This is a genomic window from Actinocrinis sp. (assembly GCF_035938995.1).
GTDB lineage: Bacteria > Actinomycetota > Actinomycetes > Streptomycetales > Catenulisporaceae > DASZGI01.
Genome location: NZ_DASZGI010000356.1, coordinates 1 through 3,580, shown reverse-complemented (window position 1 = coordinate 3,580; position 3,580 = coordinate 1). Strand labels below are relative to the sequence as shown.

The 3,580-nt window shown below is 69.6% G+C and carries 4 protein-coding genes; all 4 read right to left on the bottom strand.

Annotated elements, in window-relative coordinates:
* A partial coding sequence (locus VGZ32_RS25035) for a fumarylacetoacetate hydrolase family protein (RefSeq protein WP_326888646.1) occupies positions 1–425 on the bottom strand: 425 nt, incomplete at its 3' end.
* A gap of 140 nt (positions 426–565) precedes the next feature.
* Positions 566–1,621 carry a quinone oxidoreductase family protein gene (locus tag VGZ32_RS25030; RefSeq protein WP_326888645.1) on the bottom strand — a complete coding sequence of 352 codons (1,056 nt, stop codon included), beginning with the start codon at positions 1,619–1,621 and terminating at the stop codon, positions 566–568.
* Entirely contained in the window at positions 1,621–2,532 is a 912-nt protein-coding gene (locus VGZ32_RS25025) for a VOC family protein (protein WP_326888644.1), read from the bottom strand. Before VGZ32_RS25025 ends, VGZ32_RS25030 begins: the two co-directional genes overlap by 1 nt.
* A 133-nt stretch (positions 2,533–2,665) precedes the next feature.
* Positions 2,666–3,580: fumarylacetoacetate hydrolase family protein (locus tag VGZ32_RS25020; RefSeq protein ID WP_326888643.1), on the bottom strand; the 915-nt coding region annotated here is incomplete at its 5' end.

Genomic DNA, 3,580 nt, shown 5'->3' with positions numbered 1-3,580 from the left:
CGGCCGATCACGATGGCCAGCTCGCCCTCCCAGTCATAATCCGGGGCCTCGCCGCGGGGCAATGGCACCGACGTGACCGGGCCACCGATGGTGGTCGTCGGGGGTTTCATGAAGAAGAACGGCGCGGCGCGGGGATCGGGGCGCGCCGTCTTCATCTCCTCGGCGTGGGAGTAGTAGTTCGCGCCGGCGCACAGAACCTTCCGCGGGAAGGTGACGGGAGCGACAAGCCGGGCATCCGGAACGATCGGGAGTGCGTGTGGATCGAGAGCCCGAAGTTGTCCGTTCCATTCGGGCCACGCGTCAAGGATCGCGAGCACGGTGTCCGGCCAGTTCCCGGGCAGCGCGCGGACCACACCGTCGTGCTGCACCCCCGCCCTGACCGTGCCATCGGCTGTGTATTGCACAAGGAGCAGTCCGGTCGTCATTGTCACCACCTTTGTAGTCGGGTAGGAGCCGGCGCGTTACGCCGGGCGCCGGCCTCAAGCGCACGCAGCACCTGCGCGCCGACCTCGATCGACTGGATTCCCTGCTGAGGGCTCTTCTCGGCCCGGCCGTCCGCGGACATTCAGGCCACGCTGTCGCTGACCCGGAGCACGGTGTGGCCCACCGCGGTCCCCTTGATCACCGCGTCGTGCACCGCGGCCGCGGCCTCCAGCGCCTCCTCGTGCACCAGGCCGGGCGGCAGCCGGAACCCGTCGCGCACGAGATTCCAGAAATCCAGCGTGGTGCGCGCGGTCGCGGTGCGCACGCCGAGCAGGGAGATGCTGCGGATATACAGCGGCGCCGCCGGGACCCGGAGTGTGGGCAGGTCGGGCGTCCCGATCGCACCGGAGATCACGATGCGCGCGCCGTTCATCAGGGCCGGGAAGTAGCGGTCGAACACGTCAGGCGCCGCAACATTGTCGATCACCGAGTCTGGCCCGTCTCCCCCCGCTGCCTCCCAGATGGCCTGGGTGAGGTCCTCGCGCCCAGAATCGAGCACGGTGATGCCGAGGCCGGGCGCGACCGCCGCGACCCGGCGGGTGAGCCCGGTGACGCGGGCGCCGAGCCTGGACGCGAGGACCGCAAGGACCGTGGCGAGGGCGCCCGTCACGCCGGTGATGAGCACCTCGCTGCCGGCGGTCACCGCCGCCACCCGCAGCTGAGTCAGGGCGATAGGGCCGGTCGCGGCCAGCGCCGCCGCCTCGGACATCTCGATCCCGTCGGGCAGGACGTGCAGGCTGCCGACGGGCACCCGGGTGAGCTCGGCGTAGGAACCCCAGCGGTGAATGCCCACCATCTCCAGCTGGCTGCATTCGTACTCCCGGCCCGACCGGCAGGCGACGCACTCGCCGCAGGTGTGCGAGTTCATCGCGGCGACCCGCTGGCCCACCAGTGCGGGGTCAACGCCGTCGCCGACGGCCTCCACGACGCCGGCGAAGTCGCCCCCCAGCACATGCGGCAACGTAATCTGCCGCGAGAAGGGATGCCGGCCGGAGCGGGCGGCGACATCGCGGGTGCGCGAAACCTCCACCGCCGCGACGCGGACCAGTGCCTCCCCCGCCTGCGGGGAGGGGTCGGGCACTTCCTCGATCTCCAGCACGCCGGGATCTCCGAACGCCCGCATGACCACCGCGCGCATCAGTGCGCCATCATCTCCGGATCGATCGGGCCCCATTTGTTGACGGCCTCGAGTCCGACGCCCCAGACCTGAGGCACCTGCGGCCAGTGCTCGTGCCACGGCCGGGGCTGGAACTGGCCGGTCGCCTCGTCGTGGATGATGTCGATCTCGGTGAAGAGCTCCACCAGGTTGCCGTCGGGGTCGTGGTGGTAGGTGAAGATGTTGTGGCCGACGCCGTGACGGCCTGGTCCCCACTGCAGCCGGATGTTCCGGCTGGCCAGGTGGTCGAGCGCATCTTTCAGGTGCACGATGTCGCGCATCTCGAAGGCGACGTGGAACAGCCCGTGCTTCTTGACGCTGCGCATCAGGTTGATGGCGTGATGATCGGCGTTACAGCGCAGGAACGTGAAGAAGTCTCCGATGGTGTCGGACCACCGGAAGCCGAGCACATCGGTGTAGAAGCTCTGCGCACCCTCGAGGTCTTCCACGTACGACGCGATATGGCCGAGCTTGGTCGGCCTGATGCCGAACGCGGTCGGCACCCCGCTGGCCTCCTGGCCCTGGTAGAGGTAGATCGGCGTCGCCGTTTCCGGTTCCGGGAGCGTAAGGGCGGCGCGGATCTCGGGCTGAGGGTCGGAGCGCAGCTCGGCGTCGAGGCCCAGCTTCTTGAGGTCGCGCTGGACATCGGTGAGCGATCCGGCCACCTCGAAGCCGACCGCGGCGCGGCCGTCACGCTCGCCCGGCTGGACGATCACGCAGTGATGGTCGATACCGGTGGTGAGGTACGTCGTGGTTCCGGACCGCTCGGTGACCACGAGGCCAAGCGCGTCCTGGTAGTAATGCACGAGCCGTTCCGGATCGGGGGTGCGGATCTCGTAGAACCCGGGCTTGGTGACGGGCGCCGGGGCGCGGTTATCCGAGCTTGTCGTCATGCGCCTACTCCTCGAGGCTAGAGAAGAGCGGTACCGCTACGGTGGCCGCGGCCTGCGCGTCGCGCCCGCTCCTCGTTTCTGCTGTGGCCGGTAACCGCGGTTTCGGGCCGGCACCTCCGCCCCGCGGTCATCGTCATCCTTCTGCGGCGAGGGCGGCTGCGGTCTGACGGGGCGGCGCGGGGACGGCGTAGGAGCCGACGACCTGCTGCCTGATTTGGCCGATGCCCTCGACGTGGCTGACGAGCTCGTCGCCGGGCTTGAGGAAACGGGGCGGTGTCCTGCTCATCCCGATACCGGACGGCGTGCCGGTGAAGACGAGGTCGCCGGGGAACAGAGGGGTGATGTGGGAGAGCCATCCAACCAGGGCCGGAACGCCGAACACCATCCCCGAGGTCCGGTCCAGCTGCAGGGTCTCGTCGCCCAGCCGGCAGCCGATTTCGAGGTCGTCGGGGTCAGGGAACTCGTCGGGGGTGACAAGGACCGGGCCGGTGGGTCCGAAGCCGGGGAAAGACTTGGCCAGGCCGAACTGGGGCGCCGGGCCGGAGCGCTGCATGATGCGCTCGGACAGGTCCTGCCCGACGGTGAGACCGGCGACCACCGCCCGGGCCTGGTCCTCGTCGATCCGGTAGGCGTGCGCGCCGATCACGGCGACCAGTTCGACCTCCCAGTCGACGTTGCCGTGCGGCAGGGAAAGCTCGTGCTGTGGTCCTACGATGCACGACGGGAACTTGGTGAACACCACCGGAGTTGTCGGGAGGTCGTAGCCCGATTCCCGCGCGTGCTCAGCGTAGTTCAGCCCGATGGCGAACACCTGCCGCGGATGCGGGCTCGGCGCGCCGATGTGCTCGTCGGCGAGCCAAGCCGGGTCGCGCACGACCGGAACCGGTCCGTACTCGACGTCTGCCCAGGCCCGGAACTCCGCCCACCGGTCGAAGACCGCCGATGGGCTGGGGCCGAACCGGCCGCCGCTCGCCTCGAAGACGTCGATGGGCTCCTTGCCGTGCGCCATAACGGCACGTCCGGCGACGTTTGCGATCCGCATGTCTCG